The sequence below is a fragment of the Streptomyces sp. NPDC031064 genome (assembly GCF_055570965.1).
Genome location: NZ_JBVIGF010000012.1, coordinates 205,099 through 221,910, shown reverse-complemented (window position 1 = coordinate 221,910; position 16,812 = coordinate 205,099). Strand labels below are relative to the sequence as shown.

18 protein-coding genes are annotated in these 16,812 nt (G+C 72.2%); 8 read left to right on the top strand and 10 right to left on the bottom strand.

Translation table 11 applies throughout. The annotated features are described in order from the left end of the window. Window positions 1-103 precede the first annotated feature (103 nt). The 4 genes from ACZ46W_RS34025 to ACZ46W_RS34010 all read right to left on the bottom strand — a co-directional run bounded on the left by ACZ46W_RS34025 (window position 104) and on the right by ACZ46W_RS34010 (window position 3,169). Window positions 104-1,066, bottom strand: coding sequence for an electron transfer flavoprotein subunit alpha/FixB family protein (locus ACZ46W_RS34025; protein WP_468345996.1), 963 nt, complete (start codon window positions 1,064-1,066; stop codon window positions 104-106). Window positions 1,067-1,125: 59 nt separating this feature from the next. Continuing rightward, window positions 1,126-1,911 (bottom strand): electron transfer flavoprotein subunit beta/FixA family protein, encoded by a 786-nt coding sequence (locus ACZ46W_RS34020; RefSeq protein ID WP_468345994.1) that lies wholly within the window; start codon window positions 1,909-1,911, stop codon window positions 1,126-1,128. A 189-nt stretch (window positions 1,912-2,100) separates the two neighbouring features. Next, a complete protein-coding gene (locus ACZ46W_RS34015) occupies window positions 2,101-2,640 on the bottom strand; it encodes a flavin reductase family protein (RefSeq protein ID WP_468345992.1) in 540 nt (179 codons plus the stop codon). A 214-nt stretch (window positions 2,641-2,854) separates the two neighbouring features. Then, complete coding sequence (locus tag ACZ46W_RS34010; RefSeq protein ID WP_468345990.1) at window positions 2,855-3,169, bottom strand: TlpA family protein disulfide reductase; 315 nt, start codon at window positions 3,167-3,169, stop codon at window positions 2,855-2,857. A 229-nt stretch (window positions 3,170-3,398) separates the two neighbouring features. Here ACZ46W_RS34010 and ACZ46W_RS34005 point away from each other — a divergent pair, with 229 nt between their 5' ends. Then, entirely contained in the window at window positions 3,399-4,121 is a 723-nt protein-coding gene (locus ACZ46W_RS34005; protein ID WP_468345988.1) for a lysophospholipid acyltransferase family protein, read from the top strand. Between the two features lie 31 nt (window positions 4,122-4,152). On the opposite strand, the gene ACZ46W_RS34000 is transcribed toward ACZ46W_RS34005, so the two are convergent. From ACZ46W_RS34000 to ACZ46W_RS33980, 5 genes are all read right to left on the bottom strand, one after another. Then, window positions 4,153-4,845, bottom strand: coding sequence for a B3/B4 domain-containing protein (locus ACZ46W_RS34000; RefSeq protein ID WP_468345986.1), 693 nt, complete (start codon window positions 4,843-4,845; stop codon window positions 4,153-4,155). A gap of 17 nt (window positions 4,846-4,862) precedes the next feature. Beyond that, entirely contained in the window at window positions 4,863-5,438 is a 576-nt protein-coding gene (locus ACZ46W_RS33995) for a transglutaminase-like domain-containing protein (protein ID WP_468345984.1), read from the bottom strand. Window positions 5,439-5,532: 94 nt separating this feature from the next. After that, window positions 5,533-6,624: a threonine aldolase family protein gene (locus ACZ46W_RS33990; protein ID WP_468345982.1), complete on the bottom strand. Its 1,092-nt coding sequence runs from the start codon at window positions 6,622-6,624 to the stop codon at window positions 5,533-5,535. After that, a complete protein-coding gene (locus ACZ46W_RS33985; RefSeq protein ID WP_468346015.1) occupies window positions 6,603-7,367 on the bottom strand; it encodes an SDR family NAD(P)-dependent oxidoreductase in 765 nt (254 codons plus the stop codon). Before ACZ46W_RS33985 ends, ACZ46W_RS33990 begins: the two co-directional genes overlap by 22 nt. Window positions 7,368-7,393: 26 nt before the next feature. Further along, window positions 7,394-8,806 carry a DUF6421 family protein gene (locus ACZ46W_RS33980; protein ID WP_468345980.1) on the bottom strand — a complete coding sequence of 471 codons (1,413 nt, stop codon included), beginning with the start codon at window positions 8,804-8,806 and terminating at the stop codon, window positions 7,394-7,396. A 299-nt stretch (window positions 8,807-9,105) separates the two neighbouring features. On the opposite strand from ACZ46W_RS33980, the gene ACZ46W_RS33975 reads away from it, so the two are divergent. From ACZ46W_RS33975 to ACZ46W_RS33965, 3 genes are all read left to right on the top strand, one after another. Continuing rightward, entirely contained in the window at window positions 9,106-9,231 is a 126-nt protein-coding gene (locus tag ACZ46W_RS33975) for a hypothetical protein (RefSeq protein ID WP_468345978.1), read from the top strand. Window positions 9,232-9,297: 66 nt separating this feature from the next. Beyond that, entirely contained in the window at window positions 9,298-9,981 is a 684-nt protein-coding gene (locus ACZ46W_RS33970; protein WP_366127156.1) for a glycerophosphodiester phosphodiesterase, read from the top strand. 237 nt (window positions 9,982-10,218) lie between these two features. Next, window positions 10,219-12,996 (top strand): AAA family ATPase, encoded by a 2,778-nt coding sequence (locus ACZ46W_RS33965; RefSeq protein WP_468345976.1) that lies wholly within the window; start codon window positions 10,219-10,221, stop codon window positions 12,994-12,996. On the opposite strand, the gene ACZ46W_RS33960 is transcribed toward ACZ46W_RS33965, so the two are convergent. Beyond that, window positions 12,993-13,562 carry a GNAT family N-acetyltransferase gene (locus ACZ46W_RS33960; protein WP_468345974.1) on the bottom strand — a complete coding sequence of 190 codons (570 nt, stop codon included), beginning with the start codon at window positions 13,560-13,562 and terminating at the stop codon, window positions 12,993-12,995. The two genes, ACZ46W_RS33965 and ACZ46W_RS33960, sit on opposite strands and share 4 nt — an antisense overlap. 151 nt (window positions 13,563-13,713) lie before the next feature. On the opposite strand from ACZ46W_RS33960, the gene ACZ46W_RS33955 reads away from it, so the two are divergent. The 4 genes from ACZ46W_RS33955 to ACZ46W_RS33940 all read left to right on the top strand — a co-directional run bounded on the left by ACZ46W_RS33955 (window position 13,714) and on the right by ACZ46W_RS33940 (window position 16,790). Continuing rightward, a complete protein-coding gene (locus tag ACZ46W_RS33955; protein WP_468345972.1) occupies window positions 13,714-14,286 on the top strand; it encodes a DUF5134 domain-containing protein in 573 nt (190 codons plus the stop codon). Window positions 14,287-14,398: 112 nt separating this feature from the next. Beyond that, window positions 14,399-15,334, top strand: a complete 936-nt coding sequence (locus ACZ46W_RS33950) for a M56 family metallopeptidase (protein WP_468345970.1) — start codon at window positions 14,399-14,401, stop codon at window positions 15,332-15,334. A 28-nt stretch (window positions 15,335-15,362) separates the two neighbouring features. After that, window positions 15,363-16,031, top strand: a complete 669-nt coding sequence (locus ACZ46W_RS33945) for a phosphatase PAP2 family protein (RefSeq protein ID WP_468345967.1) — start codon at window positions 15,363-15,365, stop codon at window positions 16,029-16,031. 123 nt (window positions 16,032-16,154) lie between these two features. Then, on the top strand, window positions 16,155-16,790 hold the full coding sequence (locus tag ACZ46W_RS33940) for a TetR/AcrR family transcriptional regulator (RefSeq protein WP_468345965.1): 636 nt from the start codon (window positions 16,155-16,157) through the stop codon (window positions 16,788-16,790). Window positions 16,791-16,812: the final 22 nt, after the last annotated feature.

Genomic DNA, 16,812 nt, shown 5'->3' with positions numbered 1-16,812 from the left:
AAAGTGGGCCAGGGGTCACCCAACCGTCGCGGGCCCCCGCGGGGGGGTCCACCGCGCGCCCCCGGAGCCGTCTTCAGGTGCCGCAGGTCAGCCCTGCGGGAGGTCAGCCCTTGCGGGACTTGATCTCCTCGGTGAGCTGGGGGACGACCTGGAACAGGTCGCCGACCACGCCGTAGTCGACCAGGTCGAAGATCGGGGCCTCGGCGTCCTTGTTGATGGCCACGATGGTCTTCGAGGTCTGCATACCGGCACGGTGCTGGATCGCACCGGAGATGCCGGAGGCGATGTAGAGCTGCGGGGAGACCGACTTGCCGGTCTGGCCGACCTGGCTGGAGTGCGGGTACCAGCCGGCGTCGACGGCGGCGCGGGAGGCGCCGACGGCGGCACCGAGGGAGTCGGCGAGCGCCTCGATGATCGCGAAGTTCTCGGCGCCGTTGACGCCGCGGCCGCCGGAGACCACGATCGCGGCCTCGGTCAGCTCGGGGCGGCCGGTCGACTCGCGCGGGGTGCGGGAGACGACCTTGGTGCCGGTGGCCTTCTCGGAGAACGAGACGGCGAGGGCCTCGACGGCGCCCGCGGCCGGGGCGGCCTCCACGGGGGCCGAGTTCGGCTTGACCGTGATGACCGGGGTGCCCTTGGACACGCGGGACTTGGTGGTGAAGGAGGCGGCGAACGCGGACTGCGTGGCCACCGGGCCCTCGTCGCCGGCCTCGAGGTCGACGGCGTCGGTGATGATGCCGGAGCCGATGCGGACCGCCAGGCGGGCCGCGATCTCCTTGCCCTCGGCGGAGGACGGGACGAGCACAGCGGCCGGGGAGACGGCCTCGTACGCGGCCTGGAGGGCGTCCACCTTCGGTACGACGAGGTACTCGGCGAACTCGGGGGCGTCGGCGGTGAGGACCTTGACCGCGCCGTGCTCGGCGAGCGTGGCGGCGGTGGCCTCGGCGCCGGAGCCGAGGGCGACGGCGACCGGCTCGCCGATGCGGCGGGCCAGGGTCAGCAGCTCCAGGGTGGGCTTGCGGACGGCGCCGTCCACGTGGTCGACGTAGACGAGAACTTCAGCCATGGGACTTCAATCTCCTGCGGTGCGAAGAGTCTGGGGGCGGTGAGTGGCTCGCGCGAGCCTTAGATGAACTTCTGGCTCGCGAGGAACTCGGCCAACTGCTTGCCGCCCTCGCCCTCGTCCTTGACGATCGTGCCGGCCGTGCGGGCCGGACGCTCCGCCGCCGAGTCGACCTTGGTCCAGGAGCCCTCGAGGCCGACCTCGTCGGCGTCGATCTCCAGGTCCTCCAGGTCCAGGGACTCCACCGGCTTCTTCTTGGCGGCCATGATGCCCTTGAAGGACGGGTAGCGGGCCTCGCCCGACTGGTCCGTCACGGACACGACGGCCGGCAGGGACGCCTCGAGCTGCTCCGACGCGGTGTCGCCGTCACGGCGGCCCTTGACGAGGCCATCCTCTACCGCGACCTCGGAGAGCAGGGTGACCTGCGGGACGCCCAGGCGCTCGGCGAGGATCGCCGGCAGCACGCCCATGGTGCCGTCGGTGGACGCCATGCCGCAGATGACCAGGTCGTAACCGGTCTTCTCGATCGCCTTGGCGAGCACCAGCGAGGTGGCCATGACGTCGGAGCCGTGGAGGTCGTCGTCCTCGACGTGGACGGCCTTGTCGGCGCCCATGGACAGCGCCTTGCGCAGCGCGTCCTTGGCGTCCTCGGGGCCGACGGTCAGCACGGTGATCTCCGCGTCGTCCGCCTCTTCGGCGATCTGGAGCGCCTGCTCCACCGCGTACTCATCCAGCTCCGACAGCAGGCCGTCGACGTCGTCGCGGTCGACGGTCAGGTCATCGGCGAAGTGCCGGTCGCCGGTGGCGTCGGGCACGTACTTCACACAGACAACGATCCTCAAGCTCACGCCGGCTCTCCTACACATCGTCATAACTGGGCTGCCTTGTTGCACGCAGCATAGGCGCCTGATGGGACGGTTTCCGCTCGGGGCGCCGGGCGCCCCTACCGAAATATTACTCGTCAGTACATCGATTGCTTTCCCGGTAAGCAAGCGCTTTGAACTGTGACCTTGCCAACGCTCCGTAACCGGGACCTCTCAGTCCCGCAGAGCGTTGAAGCGCCCCTCGTGGTACAGCAGCGGACGACCCGCGCCGTCCGGGTCACCGGCGACGACCTCGGCCACCACGAGGCGGTGGTCACCGGCCGGGACACGGGCGACGACCCGGCACACCAGCCAGGCCAGTACGCCGTCGAGCACCGGCACGCCCTCCGGGCCCCGGTGCCAGCGGGTCGGCGCGGCGAACCGGTCGGCGCCGCTGCGCGCGAAGGTGGCCGCGAGGTCGCGCTGGTGCTCGCCGAGGACGTGGACGCCGACGTGTTCGGCCTCCGCGAGGACGGGCCAGCTCGACGACGAGGTCCCCACGCCGAACGAGATCATCGGCGGGTCGGCGGAGACCGAGGTGAGGGAGGTGGCGGTGAAGCCGACGGGCCGCTCGCCCTGGGCCGTGATCACCGCGACGCCCGCCGCGTGCCGCCGGAAGACGGAACGGAGGAGGTCGGGCGTGGCGGGCCGGGCGGGCCCGGGGGTCACGGGCCTGGGGATCCGGGGGGCGGCGAGGTCGGGCGAGACCGTCATGGAGGGGTCCTTCTGCGGAGGGCGCGGTGAGGTGGTCCGTGGCTGCTCAGACACCCGGACAGCGCGCGCTCGCGTTGCGGGCCAGATCGACGTCGGCCCGCCCGTGGAGAAGGAGTTCCTGGGGCACGGCGTCAGCCTGACGATGGATGGCAGGGGCAGTCAAGGGAGTCCCGGGATGTGGGAGATGGATCACGGCAGGTCACATGGCGTGGCCTCACACGGCGTGGCCGAGCGCGGCGATCACATCGGCCTTGCGGGGCTGTCCGGCCGCCTTGCGGACGATCCGGCCGCGCGCGTCGAGCACCAGGACGGTGGGGGTCTTCACGATGTCCAGCTCCCGCACGAGGCCGAGGTGCCGCTCGGCGTCGATCTCGATGTGCGCCACGCCGTCGACCATGCCCGCCACCTCGGCCAGGGTGCGCCGGGTCGCGCGGCACGGCTGGCAGAAGGCGCTGGAGAACTGTACGAGCGTCGCCCGCTCCCCCAGCTCCGCACCCAGCTCGCCCGCTCCGAGCACTCTCGCGTGCACCGGTACCCGCCTTCCTGTCCGTCCTGTGGTGGCATTCAGGTGCAGCGCGCGGGGGGTCCGTACGATTCCCGGAAGGACGCGACGTGACGAGAATCTCGCTGTCCGAAGTCGTCAGGACTGGCCTGTACGGCGCACATGGGGCACGATCGGCCCAATGCCGGATACCTACGGCTGCGTAACTTCCGCCGGGAGAACCCTCCCCGGGCATAGAAGAAGGGGTCTTCTCCAGATGGCAGAACTCGTCTATCGGCCGGTCATCGGCGCCGCTCTCACGATGTTCAAGGCGCTCGACCTGAAGATCGACACTCAGGGTTCGGAGAACATCCCGCGCACCGGTGGTGCCGTGCTGGTCAGCAACCACATCAGCTACCTGGACTTCATCTTCTCCGGCCTGGCGGCGCTGCCGCAGAAGCGCCTGGTGCGGTTCATGGCCAAGGACTCGGTCTTCCGGCACAAGATCTCCGGTCCGCTGATGCGCGGGATGAAGCACATTCCGGTCGATCGCGCGCAGGGAGAGGCGGCCTACCGCCACGCCCTGGAGTCGCTGCGCTCGGGTGAGATCATCGGGGTGTTCCCCGAGGCGACGATCTCCCAGTCGTTCACGCTCAAGAGCTTCAAGTCGGGCGCGGCCCGCCTGGCCCAGGAGGCCGGCGTACCGCTGGTCCCTATGGCGCTATGGGGCACCCAGCGGCTGTGGACCAAGGGGCGGCCGCGCAACTTCAAGCGCAGCCATATCCCGGTGACGATCCGCGTGGGCGAGCCGGTGGAGGCGCCGACCGACCAGTACGCGGGCGCGATCACCCGCCGGCTGCGCGAGCGGGTGCAGGAGCTGCTCGAATCGGCGCAGCGCGCCTATCCGGTACGCCCCAAGGACGCGACGGACACCTGGTGGGTGCCCGCACACCTCGGCGGCACGGCGCCCACCCCGGCCGAGGTCCGCGAGGCGGGCTGACCGGCCGGCCGGGGCCGCCGGGCTCCACCCGTCACCCGGGGGCTCCGACCGTGACGCGGGCGCCGGGGCTGAGCTTCTCCAGGGACTCGGCGAGCTCGGTGCCCGCGGCTTCCAGTTCGGCGCGCGTCATGGGGGCCAGGCTCTCCAGCAGGAAGAGCGCGTTCACGGACCGCTCGGTGAGGCGGGTCCGTACGCCCTGGCGCCAGTTCCAGCGGCGGCAGGTGACGCCCTCGTCGTCGCACCAGACCACCTCGCCCGCCTCCGGGTGCTCGACGGTCTCCTCGCCACCGGCGACGGTGACGAACGGCTCGGCACCCGTGGCGCGGACGAGCCGCATCCCGCCCCTGATGCGGTCGGCGTCCTCGCCGCCGACCGGGATCAGGTGGGCCACGCTGACGGCGTTGTAGGCGTCGACGAGCAGGTTGATGCGGGGCAGGCCGCCGTCGGCGAGGGCGCGCCTGGCGAGCGCCTCGGCGGAGTTGCGCGTACGGGACGGCTTGGCGCCGAAGGCGGTGTACGCCTCGCGCCAGGCGGCGATGTGCGGGTCCTCGTGCGGGGCGCGGCCGCCGAGGCGGTCGGCGAGGCGGCGGGCGGCGTCGTCCAGGAGCGCCGAACTGGCCTCGTCGCTGGGGCCGTTGACCAGCCCATGGGCCTCGATGGCGAGGTGGGTGAAGCCGGGGACGAGGGTGCGCACCTCGTCGGCGACGGTGAGTGTCGGGTTCATGGTCCGCCGTTCAGGGTTCACAGGTTCGTGGGGAGCGTCGCGTCCAGGTGAGGCCGGTCCCGGGCGGCCCGCAGGGCGCTCAGAACGGCCGGGTGCGGTCTAGCGTACAGCACCGGGTAGTCCACTTCATTGGACTCGGGCCGTACCGGGAACGCCACCTGCTCGCGGTCCACCCGGAACTGCGCGTCCACGCCCGGCTTGTTGCCGCGCGGATCCTGCCGCACCCAGCCCCCGCCCGGCAGTCGCACCGCGACCAGACCGTGCACCACCTCGAACTTCTGGTAGCACAGCGCGGCGGGGACGGCCCGGGCCCGCAACAGGGCGGCGAGGGCGTGGGACTTGGCGTAACAGATCCCGGTGCGCTGCTCCAGCACGTCGGAGGCGCGCCAGGTGACGCGCGGATCGTCGGCGTCCATCGAGTGCGGGATGGTGTCGCGGACGAATTCGAAGGCGGCTTTCGCGTATGAGTATGCGTCGGGATGCGAGGCCGCGAGGCGGTCCGCGATCTCCCGCACACGCGGGTGCTCATGGTTGATGACATCGTCGGCCGCCAGATAGGCCGAGAGTTCGGGCACCTGCTGGATCAGTTCCATGCCCGCCGATCATAGAGAAGCGACCGACCGGAGTAAATTGATTTCCGATCGGTCGCATATCTATTCACACCTACGCGCGGGGCGCGAGGCCCGGCTAGTGCGTCATCTCTTCCTTGAGCGCCAGCACGAACGCGTCGATGTCGTCCTCGGTGGTGTCGAAGGAGCACATCCAGCGCACGTCGCCGGCCGCCTCGTCCCAGAAGTAGAAGCGGAACCGCTCCTGGAGCCGCCGGGTCACCTCGTGCGGCAGCCTCGCGAACACCGCGTTGGCCTGTACGGGATAGAGGATCTCCACCCCGTCCACCGCTCGCACGCCCTCCGCGAGGCGCTGCGCCATCGCGTTGGCGTGCCGGGCGTTGCGCAGCCACAGGTCCTTGGCGAGCAGCGCCTCGAACTGCACCGAGACGAACCGCATCTTGGAGGCGAGCTGCATGGACATCTTGCGCAGGTGCTTCATGTACTTCGCCACGTCCGGATTGAGCACGACCACGCACTCGCCGAAGAGCATGCCGTTCTTCGTCCCGCCGAACGACAGCACGTCCACGCCGACCGCGTTGGTGAACGCCCGCATCGGGACGTTCAGCGAGGCGGCCGCGTTGGCTATCCGGGCGCCGTCGAGGTGCACCTTCATGCCCAGGCCGTGCGCGTGCTCGACGATGGCGCGGATCTCGTCGACCGTGTAGACGGTGCCCAGTTCGGTGTTCTGGGTGATCGAGACCACCTGCGGCATGGCGCGGTGCTCGTCCTCCCAGCCGTACGCCTGCCGGTCGATGAGCTCGGGCGTCAGCTTGCCGTCCGGGGTGGGGACGGTCAGCAGCTTCAGCCCGGCCATGCGCTCGGGCGCCCCGCCCTCGTCCACGTTGATGTGCGCGGACTCGGCGCAGATGACCGCGCCCCAGCGGTCGGTGAGCGCCTGGAGGGCGGTGACGTTGGCGCCGGTGCCGTTGAACACCGGGAACGCCTCGGCCGTCGGGCCGAAGTGGCTGTGCATGACCCGCTGGAGGTGCTCGGTGTACTCGTCCTCGCCGTAGGCGACCTGGTGGCCGCCGTTGGCGAGGGCGAGGGCGGCCATGACCTCGGGGTGCGCGCCGGCGTAGTTGTCGCTGGCGAAACCCCGTACGGTCGGGTCGTGGTGCCGCCGGGCATCCGTCTTGGTGCTGGGGGTCACGGCTTGGGGGTCAGCCACAGGCGCTGTCCATTCACTTCCCGGGCGGGCTTGTCCCAGACGGCGGCGATCTCGTCGGCCAGATCCTTGACGTCCGTGAAGCCCGCGAACTTCGCGTTCGGGCGCTCGGCGCGCATGGCGTCGTGCACCAGAGCCTTCACGATCAGGATCGTAGCCGCGGCCTTCGGGCCCTCCTCGCCACCCGCCTTGCGGAAGGCGTCGCCGAGCGCGAGCGTCCACGCCTCGGCGGCGGCCTTGGAGGCGGCGTACGCGGCGTTCCCGGCGGTGGGCTTGCTGGCGCCGGCGGCGCTGACCAGCACGTAGCGGCCGCGGTCGCTGCGCAGCAGCCCGTCGTGGAAGGCGAGGGAGGTGTGCTGGACCGTGCGGATCAGGAGCTTCTCCAGCAGGGTCCAGTCGGCGAGGTCCGTCTCGGCGAAGGTGGCGCTGCCGCGCCAGCCGCCGACGAGGTGGACCAGTCCGTCGACCCGGCCGAACTCCTTCTCGGTCTTGTCGGCCCACTCCCGGGCCGCGGCCAGGTCGAGCAGGTCGACGGTGTCGCCGGTGACGGTCGCCCCGCCGTGCGCGTACCGGGCGGCGTCGACCGCCTCGGCGAGCCGCTCCGGGTCCGCGTCGGAGGCGACCACGGTCGCACCGGCCTCCGCGAGCCGCAGCAGGGCGGCACGGCCGGCCGCGCCGCCCGCTCCGGCCACCGCGACGACAGCGCCCTCGAGCGGTCCGCCGTTTCCGTTGCCCTTGCCGTTCATGGTCGTCGTCTCCTCCGTACGAGAGCTCACGCGGCGACCCTCTCGGTGGCCTTCTCGGCGGTCTTCCCGGCGGTGATGCCCTTGGTGGAGGCGATCACGTTCTTCAGCTTCTTGGAGAGGGCCTCATAGAACATGCTCAGCGGAAACTCGTCCGGAAGCACCTCGTCGACCAGCTTGCGCGGCGGCAGGCTCAGGTCCAGGGCGTCGGGGCCCTTGGCCCAGCGCGAGCCGGGGTGCGGGGCGAGGTAGGTGGACACCAGGTCGTACGCGGCGAACCAGTGGACCAGCTTCGGGCGGTCGATGCCGTCGCGGTACAGCTTCTCGATCTCGCCGCAGAGCTCGTTGGTGACCTGTGGGGCCCGCTCCCAGTCGATCTTGAGGGTGTTGTCGGTCCAGCGCAGCACGTCGTGCTTGTGCAGGTACGCGAAGAGGAGCTGGCCGCCGAGACCGTCGTAGTTGCGGTTGCGGTCACCGGTGACCGGGAAGCGGAACATCCGGTCGAAGAGCACGGCGTACTGGACGTCCCGGCCGTGCGGGTTGCCCTCGGACTCCAGCTTCACGGCCTCCTTGAAGGCGGTGAGGTCACAGCGCAGCTCCTCCAGGCCGTACATCCAGAACGGCTGGCGCTGCTTGATCATGAAGGGGTCGAACGGCAGGTCGCCGTGGCTGTGGGTGCGGTCGTGGACCATGTCCCAGAGCACGAAGGCCTTCTCGCAGCGCTCCTGGTCGCCGAGCATCTCGCGGATGTCGTCGGGCAGGTCGAGGCCGAGGATGTCCACGGCCGCCTCGGTGACGCGGCGGAAGCGGGCGGCCTCGCGGTCGCAGAAGATGCCGCCCCAACTGAAGCGCTCGGGGGCCTCGCGCACGGCGATGGTCTCCGGGAAGAGGACGGCCGAGTTGGTGTCGTACCCGGAGGTGAAGTCCTCGAACGTGATGCCGCAGAAGAGCGGGTTGTCGTAGCGGGTGGCCTCCAGCTCGGCGAGCCATTCCGGCCAGACCATGCGCAGCACGACGGCTTCCAGGTTGCGGTCCGGGTTGCCGTTCTGCGTGTACATCGGGAACACGACCAGGTGCTGGAGGCCGTCGACCCGGTTGGCGGCGGGCTGGAAGGCCAGCAGCGAGTCCAGGAAGTCCGGCACGGCGAAGCCGCTGTCGGCCCACTTGCGCAGGTCGGCGACGAGCGCCTGGTGGTACGCGGTGTCGTGCGGGAGCAGCGGGGAGAGCTGCTCGACCGCGGCGACGACCCGGTCGAAGGTGGTCTCGGCGATGCCACGGGAGGGCGCGCCCTCGGCGTCGAAGTCGATGGAACCGTCCGCGGACTGCCAGGTGCGGATCTCTTCCACGGCATTCTTGAGCTCGGGCCACGCCGGGTGGTCGATCACCCTGGCCTCGGCGGTCACGTCCCCGCCGGCTGCATCCTGCACAAGAATTTCCGTCATCACACTTCCTCCACGGGAGAACCTCGCGTCAAGGCACCGTATCCATGGGTGGTTCTCCGCCACAAGGGGAGCAGGAAGAAATTATCCTGCCGACCCCCCGTCGTGGCCGCTGTTTTTCCTGTCCGGGGTCGGTGATGCAGCGGCATCCACACAGTCCTCCCGGGGGCCCGGGGATCGGTGGGCCCGGCTGTGGGCGCGCCCCCGACGACGCGCCCACGCACGGGTGAACGGGGTCGCGGCACGCCGGGCGGCACGGGTAGGACGGACAGGTCCCCTTCCCGCTCCCGGAGGCGTACGCCATGAGCATCCGTGCCGTCCTGGTCGCCGCCCTCCTCACCGGCTTCGTCCTGGGCATCGCCGTATCCGGGCCGGATCACTCCTCTTCCCCGCGCGGGACGGGTTCCGTCCCGCGCGCGGATCGTTAGGCTGCGACGGTGCCGCGTGTGGCACGGCACCGCGCGGTACCCGCCGTCGACGGAAGCGAGAAGATCTTGAGTTTCCTCACCATCGGTCATCGCGGAGTCATGGGTGTCGAACCGGAGAACACCCTGCGGTCCTTCGTCCGCGCCGAGCACGCGGGCATGGACGTCATCGAACTCGACCTGCACCTGAGCAAGGACGGCGCACTCGTCGTCATGCACGACGCCGAGGTGGACCGGACGACCGACGGCACCGGGGCGATCGCCGACAAGACCCTCGCCGAGCTGCGGGAGCTCGACGCCGGGCTGGGCGAGCGGATCCCGGTGTTCGAGGAGGTCCTGGACGCCGTGCGGACGCCTCTCCAGGCGGAGATCAAGGACGTGGCGGCCGCGCGGGCGCTGGCCGAGGTGATGCACCGGCGCGATCTGGCCGGACGGGTGGAGGTGTCGTCGTTCCACGACGAGGCGGTCGCCGAGATCGCCCGGCTGGTGCCGGGGGTGCGTACCGTGCTCATCGCGAGCCACTGGGGCGACGACATCGTCGCGCGGGCGCGGGCCGTGGGCGCCGCCACGCTGGCGCTGGACATCCGCCGGCTCACCCTGGAGACCACCGAGCGGGCGCGCGCGGCGGGCTTGCGGGTCATCGGCTGGGTGGTCAACACGCCGCAGCACCTGCGCCTGGTCCGCGCCCTGGAATTGGACGGCGCGACCACCGACCACCCCGAGATCCGCCGCACGGGCCGCTTCATCGCCTGACGGGCCCGGCTCTCCGCCGGTTTCGCCGGTACGGCTCGGCCCGCCGCCCCGGCCGCCCCCGGCTCCGCACGGTCGTCCCTCGCCCCCGGTCCGCCCGGTCGTCCCCGCCGGGCGGAGCCGGTGCGTCCCGTTCGTCACAGGTGTAACCGGAATGCGCTCGGGAACCCGCGACCTGGATCCAGCAGGTCTTCTCGTACAGCGTGTCCCGGCCATTACCGGACACCGGAACGGACGCATATGAGCAGCGGTTTCATGGGTCCGGAGGGTTACGGCTCCGACCCCTTCAGCGAGTTTCTGGCCCGCTTCTTCGGGGGCGGGGCCGGATCGTCACCCACGGGTGGGCGGCCCATCCCCCGGTACATCGACATAGGCCGCCTGATGAGCGAGCCCGCGCGCCGGATGGTCGGCGACGCCGCCTCGTACGCGGCCGAGCACGGCAGCACGGACCTGGAGACCGAGCACCTGCTGCGGGCGGCCCTGGCCACCGAGCCCACCCGTGACCTGATCGCCCGCGCGGGCGCGGACCCGGACGCCCTCGCCGAGGAGATCGACCGGACGGCCGGCGAGGGGCCGCCGCAGTCCCGGATCGCGGTCACGCCCGCCGTCAAGCGGGCGCTGCTCGACGCCCACGACCTGGCACGGCACGGGGGCGCCTCGTACATCGGCCCCGAACACGTGCTCGCGGCGCTCGCCTCCAACCCGGATTCGGCGGCGGGGCGCATCCTGAACGCCGCCAAGTTCGACCCCGGCTCCGTGCCGGGCTCCGGTGCCGGGCGCGGCGGGCAGGGCCCGTGGGTGGGCGAGCCCGACCAGCGGCCGGCGCCGCAGCGCGGGACTCCAACGCTCGACAAGTACGGCCGCGACCTCACCGACATGGCCAAGGAGGGCCGGATCGACCCGGTGATCGGGCGCGACCTGGAGATCGAGCAGACCGTGGAGGTGCTGTCCCGGCGCGGCAAGAACAACCCCGTACTGATCGGCGACGCCGGTGTCGGCAAGACCGCCATCGTCGAGGGGCTGGCCCAGCGCATCGCCGAGCACGACGTGCCCGACACGCTGCGTGACCGCAGGGTGGTCGCGCTGGACCTGTCCGGCGTGGTCGCCGGCACGCGCTACCGGGGCGACTTCGAGGAGCGGCTGAACAACATCATCGAGGAGATCCGCACCCACTCCGGCGAACTGATCGTCTTCATCGACGAGCTGCACACGGTGGTCGGCGCGGGCGCGGGCAGCGGGGGCGGCGACAGCGGCTCCATGGACGCGGGCAACATGCTCAAGCCCGCGCTCGCCCGGGGCGAGCTGCACGTCATCGGCGCGACGACGATGGAGGAGTACCGCCGCTACATCGAGAAGGACGCGGCGCTCGCCCGCCGGTTCCAGCCAATCCTGGTGCCCGAGCCGAGCCCGGAGGACGCACTGGAGATCCTGCGCGGCCTCCAGGACCGCTACGAGGCCCACCACCAGGTCCGCTACACCGACGAGGCGCTGCTCGCCGCCGTCGAGCTGTCCGACCGGTACCTGACCGAACGGTTCCTGCCCGACAAGGCCATCGACCTGATCGACCAGGCGGGCGCCCGGGTGCGGCTGCGTACCCACACGAACACCGACGTGCGGGCGCTGGAGCGGCAGGCGGAGCAGTTGGCCCGCGACAAGGACCAGGCGGTGGCGGCCGAGCAGTACGAGCGGGCGATGGAGCTGCGCGACCGCATCCAGGAGATCACCGGTCGGATCAAGGCGGGACGGACCGCCCAGCCCGCCGGCGACGGGCCGGCCGTCGAGGTCACGGCGGAGGACATCGCGGAGGTGGTCAGCAGGCAGACCGGCATCCCGGTCAGCAGCCTCACCCAGGAGGAGCGGGACCGGCTGCTGGGGCTGGAGGAGCACCTGCGCCAGCGGGTCATCGGGCAGGACGAGGCCGTCAAGGCGGTCTCCGAGGCGGTGCTGCGCTCCCGCGCGGGCCTCGCCGACCCCAGGCGGCCCATCGGCAGCTTCCTGTTCCTCGGCCCGACCGGCGTCGGCAAGACCGAACTCGCCCGGGCGCTGGCGGACGCGCTCTTCGGCAGCGACGAGCGGATGGTGCGCCTGGACATGAGCGAGTTCCAGGAGCGGCACACCGTCAGCCGGCTGGTCGGCGCCCCGCCCGGGTACGTGGGACACGAGGAGGCCGGGCAGCTCACGGAGGCGGTGCGCCGCCACCCGTACTCGCTGCTCCTGCTGGACGAGGTCGAGAAGGCCCACCCGGACGTGTTCAACATCCTGCTCCAGGTGCTGGACGACGGACGGCTGACCGACTCGCAGGGCCGCACGGTCGACTTCAAGAACACGGTCATCGTGATGACGAGCAACCTCGGCTCCGAGGCGATCGGCACCGGCCGCGGCATGGTCGGCTTCGGCGCCACGGACAGCGAGGCCGAGGACGACGCGATGCGGGAGCGGGCGCTGCGGCCGCTGCGCGAGCACTTCCGCCCGGAGTTCCTCAACCGCATCGACGAGATCGTCATCTTCCGGCGCCTCGACGAGGAGCAACTACGCCGGATCACCGATCTGCTGCTGGAGGAGACCCGGCGCCGGATGCGCGGGCAGGACATCACCCTCGAGTTCGCCCCGGACGCCGTCGACTGGATCGCCCAGCGCGGCCACCAGCCCGAGTACGGGGCGCGGCCGCTGCGGCGCACGATCCAGCGTGAGGTGGACAACCGGCTGTCCCGGCTGCTGCTGGACGGACGGCTCCCGGCCGGCGCGCGGGTGCGGGTGACCGTCGGGAACGGGCAGTTGGCGTTCCACACGGACGAGCCCGCCAAGGACGACTCCCAGGGCCCGCCCGGTGGGGCCGGCACGGTGGGCAAGCCGGGGTCGATGGACCGGCCGCCGGGCACGGTGGGCAAGCCCGGCGCGATGGACCGGCCGCCGGGCGTCCGGGGCGAACCCGGCACGTCCCCGGACCGGCAGGGCCCCTCCCCGGGCGGACCCGGCGCGCCGCCGGCCGAACCGGGCGGCCCGCCGCCCGCCGCCTAGGCCGGGCCGGGCCGGGGGGCCAGGTCCTTCACCAGCAGCTCGAACTCCAGGTCGTCGCGCTGGGGCAGGCCGAAGCGCTCGTCGCCGTACGGGAACGGGGTCATCCGTCCCGTACGGCGGTAGCCGCGCCGCTCGTACCAGGCGATCAGCTCGTCCCGGACCGAGATCACCGTCATGTGCATCTCGCGCACGCCCCACGCGGCGACGGCGAGCCGCTCGGCCTCCGCGAGGACGCGCCGGCCGACACCGCCGCCCTGGAGGCCGGGTCGGACGGCGAACATCCCGAAGTAGGCGGCGTCCCCGCGGTGTTCGAGCTGGCAGCAGGCGACCGGCTCGCCGGCCCGCTCCACGACGAGCAGGCGGGAGCCGGGGGTGGTGATGACCTCGCGCACGCCCTCGGGGTCCGTGCGCTGCCCCTGGAGGATGTCGGCCTCGGTCGTCCAGCCGGCCCGGCTGGAGTCGCCCCGGTAGGCCGACTCGACGAGCGCGACGAGCGCGGGCACGTCCGTCTCGGTGGCGTCGCGGTAGGTCAGCTCGTCCGTGTCCCGGGGCAGGGCGGTGTCCATGGTTCCCTCGGTCTCCTCACAGGCTGTCGGTACCGTCCCGGAGCCTAACGCGCCCTGCTCGCGCTCCCCGAGTACGCCCCTGCGCTCGCGTGCACCCTCGCCGATCCGGGCATCGTCCCCGAAGGCCGTCTCGTCGAGGGGGAGGTACGTCGTGCACGGACCTGCGATGTCGGGCTGGCTGCTGGTGGCGCTGTGCGTGACGGCCGGCGCGTACTGCCTGGCGCGGACCAGGACCTCCACGGGCGCCGCGCGCCGGGCGGCGGCGGACGAGGCGGTGATGGGGTTCGGGATGGCCGTGATGGCGGTGCCGTCGCCGTCACGGTGGCTGTGGGCGCCGTACGCCGTGGTGTTCGGCGCCGCGTCGGTGCGGGCCCTGTGGTCGGCCCGCGGCGGCTTTGGCCACCATCTGCACCACCTGGTGGGCTCGCTGGCCATGGTGTACATGGCGGTGGCGATGGCCGGGGGCGGCGGCGCTCACGCGGCGCACGGGGCGGCGGGCGGGGTGCCGGTGGTGACGGGCCTGCTGCTCGCCTACTACGCGGTGTACGTGCTGCGGGCCGGGCTGGGGCTGGTACCGGCGGGGCCGGCGGCCGCGGGGACGGGGGCGATGGGGACGGGGGCGGCCGGGGCGGTGCCGGGCGGCCGGTGGGACGGTCCGGAGATGGCCCTGGCCTGCCGGGTGTCGATGGGACTGGCCATGCTGGCGATGCTCGTCACCATGTGAGGACGGAGAGGGCGGCGGAATCCGTAGCGGAGTCGCTTCGGATTCCGTGGCGTGCGTCACTTGCCGTCCAAGCCCATACCGATGGGTAGTCCACCGCTCCTATGGTGAGTCCATGTCGGTCTCCCTCGCGCTGCTCGCGCTCGGCCTTCTGGCCGCCGTGGCGGCTCCGCGTCTGCTGGCGCGGGCCGAATGGCCGGAGCGCGAGCCGGTGGTGGCGCTGTGGGTGTGGCAGTGCGTGGTGGCGGCGGTGCTGCTGAGCTTCGCGCTGTCGATGACGTTCAGCGCGGCGGCCGCCTGGCAGGCGGTACGGGGCCATGTGTTCGCGCCCGCGCCGCGCGCCGTGGTCGAGGCGTACGAGCTGGGCGCCCACGGGCCGTGGTCCGCCGTGCTCGCGGTGCTGCTGGCGTGCGGCGGCCTGTGGACCGGGGCGATGCTCACCCGGGAGATCCGCCGTGCCCGGGCGCGGCACCGGCGCAGCCGGGCCGAACTCCTCGTGCGCTCACCGCTGTTGCCCGGCGAGGAGCCCGGCGCGGAGCCCCTGGTGCTGCTGGAGGGCGAGCGCCCGGACGCCTGGTGGCTGCCCGGCGCCGCGCCCCGGCTGGTGGTGACCACCGCGGCGCTACGGCGCCTGAAGGGGCGTCAGCTCGATGCGGTGCTGGCCCATGAGCAGGGGCACGCGCGGGCGCGCCACGACTGGCTGCTGCACTGCTCGTCGGCGCTGGCCACGGGGTTCCCGCAGATTCCGGTCTTCGCGGCGTTCCGGGACGAGATGCACCGGCTGGTGGAGCTGGCGGCGGACGATGTGGCGTCCAGGCGGTACGGGCGGCTGACGATCGCGCTCGCGCTGGTGGAACTGAACGAGCACCGTGGGGTGTTCGGCCCGTGCCCCACCCCGGACGCCCAACTGCCGCACCGGGTCAACCGCCTGCTGACCGCCGCCCCGCGCCTCACGGCCGGGCGGCGTCTGCGTCTGACGGCCGCCGCCGCACTCGTACCGGTGGTGCCGCTGCTGGTGGCGTTCGTGCCGGGGCTGAGGGCGCTGGGATAGCCGGCGCGTCCTCGGGGAGGATCACCCCATGCACTCCCCCACCCGTTCCCCCACGCTCTCCCGTCACACCGCCGCCGTCGCCGTGTGGACCGGGGCCCTCTCGGCCGTGCTGCTGGCGCTCGTCTCCGCCGAGTGGGGGCCACTGGTCTCGTTCGACCGGGCGGTCGCGGACGGGCTGCACGACTCGGCCGTCCGCAGTCCGGCGCTGAGCCGGACCAACCGGATCCTCAGCGACTGGGTGTGGGATCCGTGGACGATGCGCGCGCTGGTCGCGGTGGGTGTCGTGTGGCTGTGGTGGCGCGGGGAGCGGATCCTGGCCGTGTGGACGGTGGCGGTGAGCGCACTCGGTTCCGCCGTGCAGCAGGTGCTGAAGGCGGCGGTGGGCCGCGACCGGCCGCGCTGGCGGGACCCGGTGGACTGGGCGCACTACGCCGCCTTCCCCTCGGGCCACGCGATGACGGCCGCGGTCACCTTCGGGCTGCTGCTGTGGCTGCTGGCCCTGTTCGGGGCGGGCCGGCGCCTGCGGGTCACGGCCCTGCTGCTCGGTGCCGTCTCGGTGCTGGGCGTGGGCCTGACCCGGGTGTACCTGGGCGTGCACTGGGCGTCGGACGTGGTGGGCGGCTGGCTGCTGGGGGCGTGTGTGGCGGCCGTCGCCGTCGTGGCGTACGAGCGGACGGTCGCGTCGCGGCAGCGCTGATCGCGGCGGCACTGACGCACGCCGGTGGAGGCCTTCCGGACCGGGCGATCCCCCGCGTCGCCCGGTCCGGCCGGCATGCCTCTGAGTATATTGGCTGCGAGCCAGTCAACGCAGGAGTTAAGCATGTCCCCGCGCAGCGCATCGGTCAATGAAGAGCTGCGGCGACGTTCGCGGGAGCGGCTGCTGCAGGCGACGGTGGAGCTGGTCGCCGAGCGCGGGTACGAGGCGACGACGCTGGCCGACATCGCGGACCGGGCCGGTTCGGCGCGCGGTCTTGTCTCGTACTACTTCCCGGGCAAGCGGCAGTTGCTCCAGTCGGCGGTGCACCGGCTGATGCACCTGACGCTGGAGGCGGCGCTGGAGCGGGAGCCGCGCAGCGAGGACGGCCGGGAGCGGCTCGCGCGGGCCATCGACGCGATCCTGGGGCTCGCGGTGGAGCAGCCGCTGCTGATGCGGACGCACATGGCCGGGATCCTCCAGGCGGAGGGCTTCGTGCAGGGCCCGGAGCAGCAGCGGCTGGCGTTCCTGCTGCGGGACACGGTGGTCAGGTACGGGTCGCGGGACGTGGACGCCGATTATCCGATGCTGCGGGCGCTGCTGATGGGCGCCGTCTTCGCGGTGCTGCTGCCGGGTGCGCCGATGCCGATGGCGAAACTGCGCGCGGAGCTGTTCCAGCGGTACGGGCTGGACTGGGAGCTCGGCGTGGGGGGGGGGGGGGGGGGGGAGGGAGGGAGGGGGGCAAAAAACGAGAAGGAGTAGGCGATGGAGCGATCCAACAGGA

What these genes read in the sequence shown, in the direction of transcription:
- ACZ46W_RS34025 (WP_468345996.1), bottom strand. Translation starts at nt 1,066, where the DNA reads ATGGCTGAAGTTCTCGTCTACGTCGACCACGTGGACGGCGCCGTCCGC.
- ACZ46W_RS34015 (WP_468345992.1), bottom strand. Translation starts at nt 2,640, where the DNA reads ATGACGGTCTCGCCCGACCTCGCCGCCCCCCGGATCCCCAGGCCCGTG.
- ACZ46W_RS34005 (WP_468345988.1), top strand. Translation starts at nt 3,399, where the DNA reads ATGGCAGAACTCGTCTATCGGCCGGTCATCGGCGCCGCTCTCACGATG.
- ACZ46W_RS34000 (WP_468345986.1), bottom strand. Translation starts at nt 4,845, where the DNA reads ATGAACCCGACACTCACCGTCGCCGACGAGGTGCGCACCCTCGTCCCC.
- ACZ46W_RS33995 (WP_468345984.1), bottom strand. Translation starts at nt 5,438, where the DNA reads ATGGAACTGATCCAGCAGGTGCCCGAACTCTCGGCCTATCTGGCGGCC.
- ACZ46W_RS33985 (WP_468346015.1), bottom strand. Translation starts at nt 7,367, where the DNA reads ATGAACGGCAAGGGCAACGGAAACGGCGGACCGCTCGAGGGCGCTGTC.
- ACZ46W_RS33980 (WP_468345980.1), bottom strand. Translation starts at nt 8,806, where the DNA reads ATGACGGAAATTCTTGTGCAGGATGCAGCCGGCGGGGACGTGACCGCC.
- ACZ46W_RS33975 (WP_468345978.1), top strand. Translation starts at nt 9,106, where the DNA reads ATGAGCATCCGTGCCGTCCTGGTCGCCGCCCTCCTCACCGGCTTCGTC.
- ACZ46W_RS33965 (WP_468345976.1), top strand. Translation starts at nt 10,219, where the DNA reads ATGAGCAGCGGTTTCATGGGTCCGGAGGGTTACGGCTCCGACCCCTTC.
- ACZ46W_RS33960 (WP_468345974.1), bottom strand. Translation starts at nt 13,562, where the DNA reads ATGGACACCGCCCTGCCCCGGGACACGGACGAGCTGACCTACCGCGAC.
- ACZ46W_RS33950 (WP_468345970.1), top strand. Translation starts at nt 14,399, where the DNA reads ATGTCGGTCTCCCTCGCGCTGCTCGCGCTCGGCCTTCTGGCCGCCGTG.
- ACZ46W_RS33945 (WP_468345967.1), top strand. Translation starts at nt 15,363, where the DNA reads ATGCACTCCCCCACCCGTTCCCCCACGCTCTCCCGTCACACCGCCGCC.
- ACZ46W_RS33940 (WP_468345965.1), top strand. Translation starts at nt 16,155, where the DNA reads ATGTCCCCGCGCAGCGCATCGGTCAATGAAGAGCTGCGGCGACGTTCG.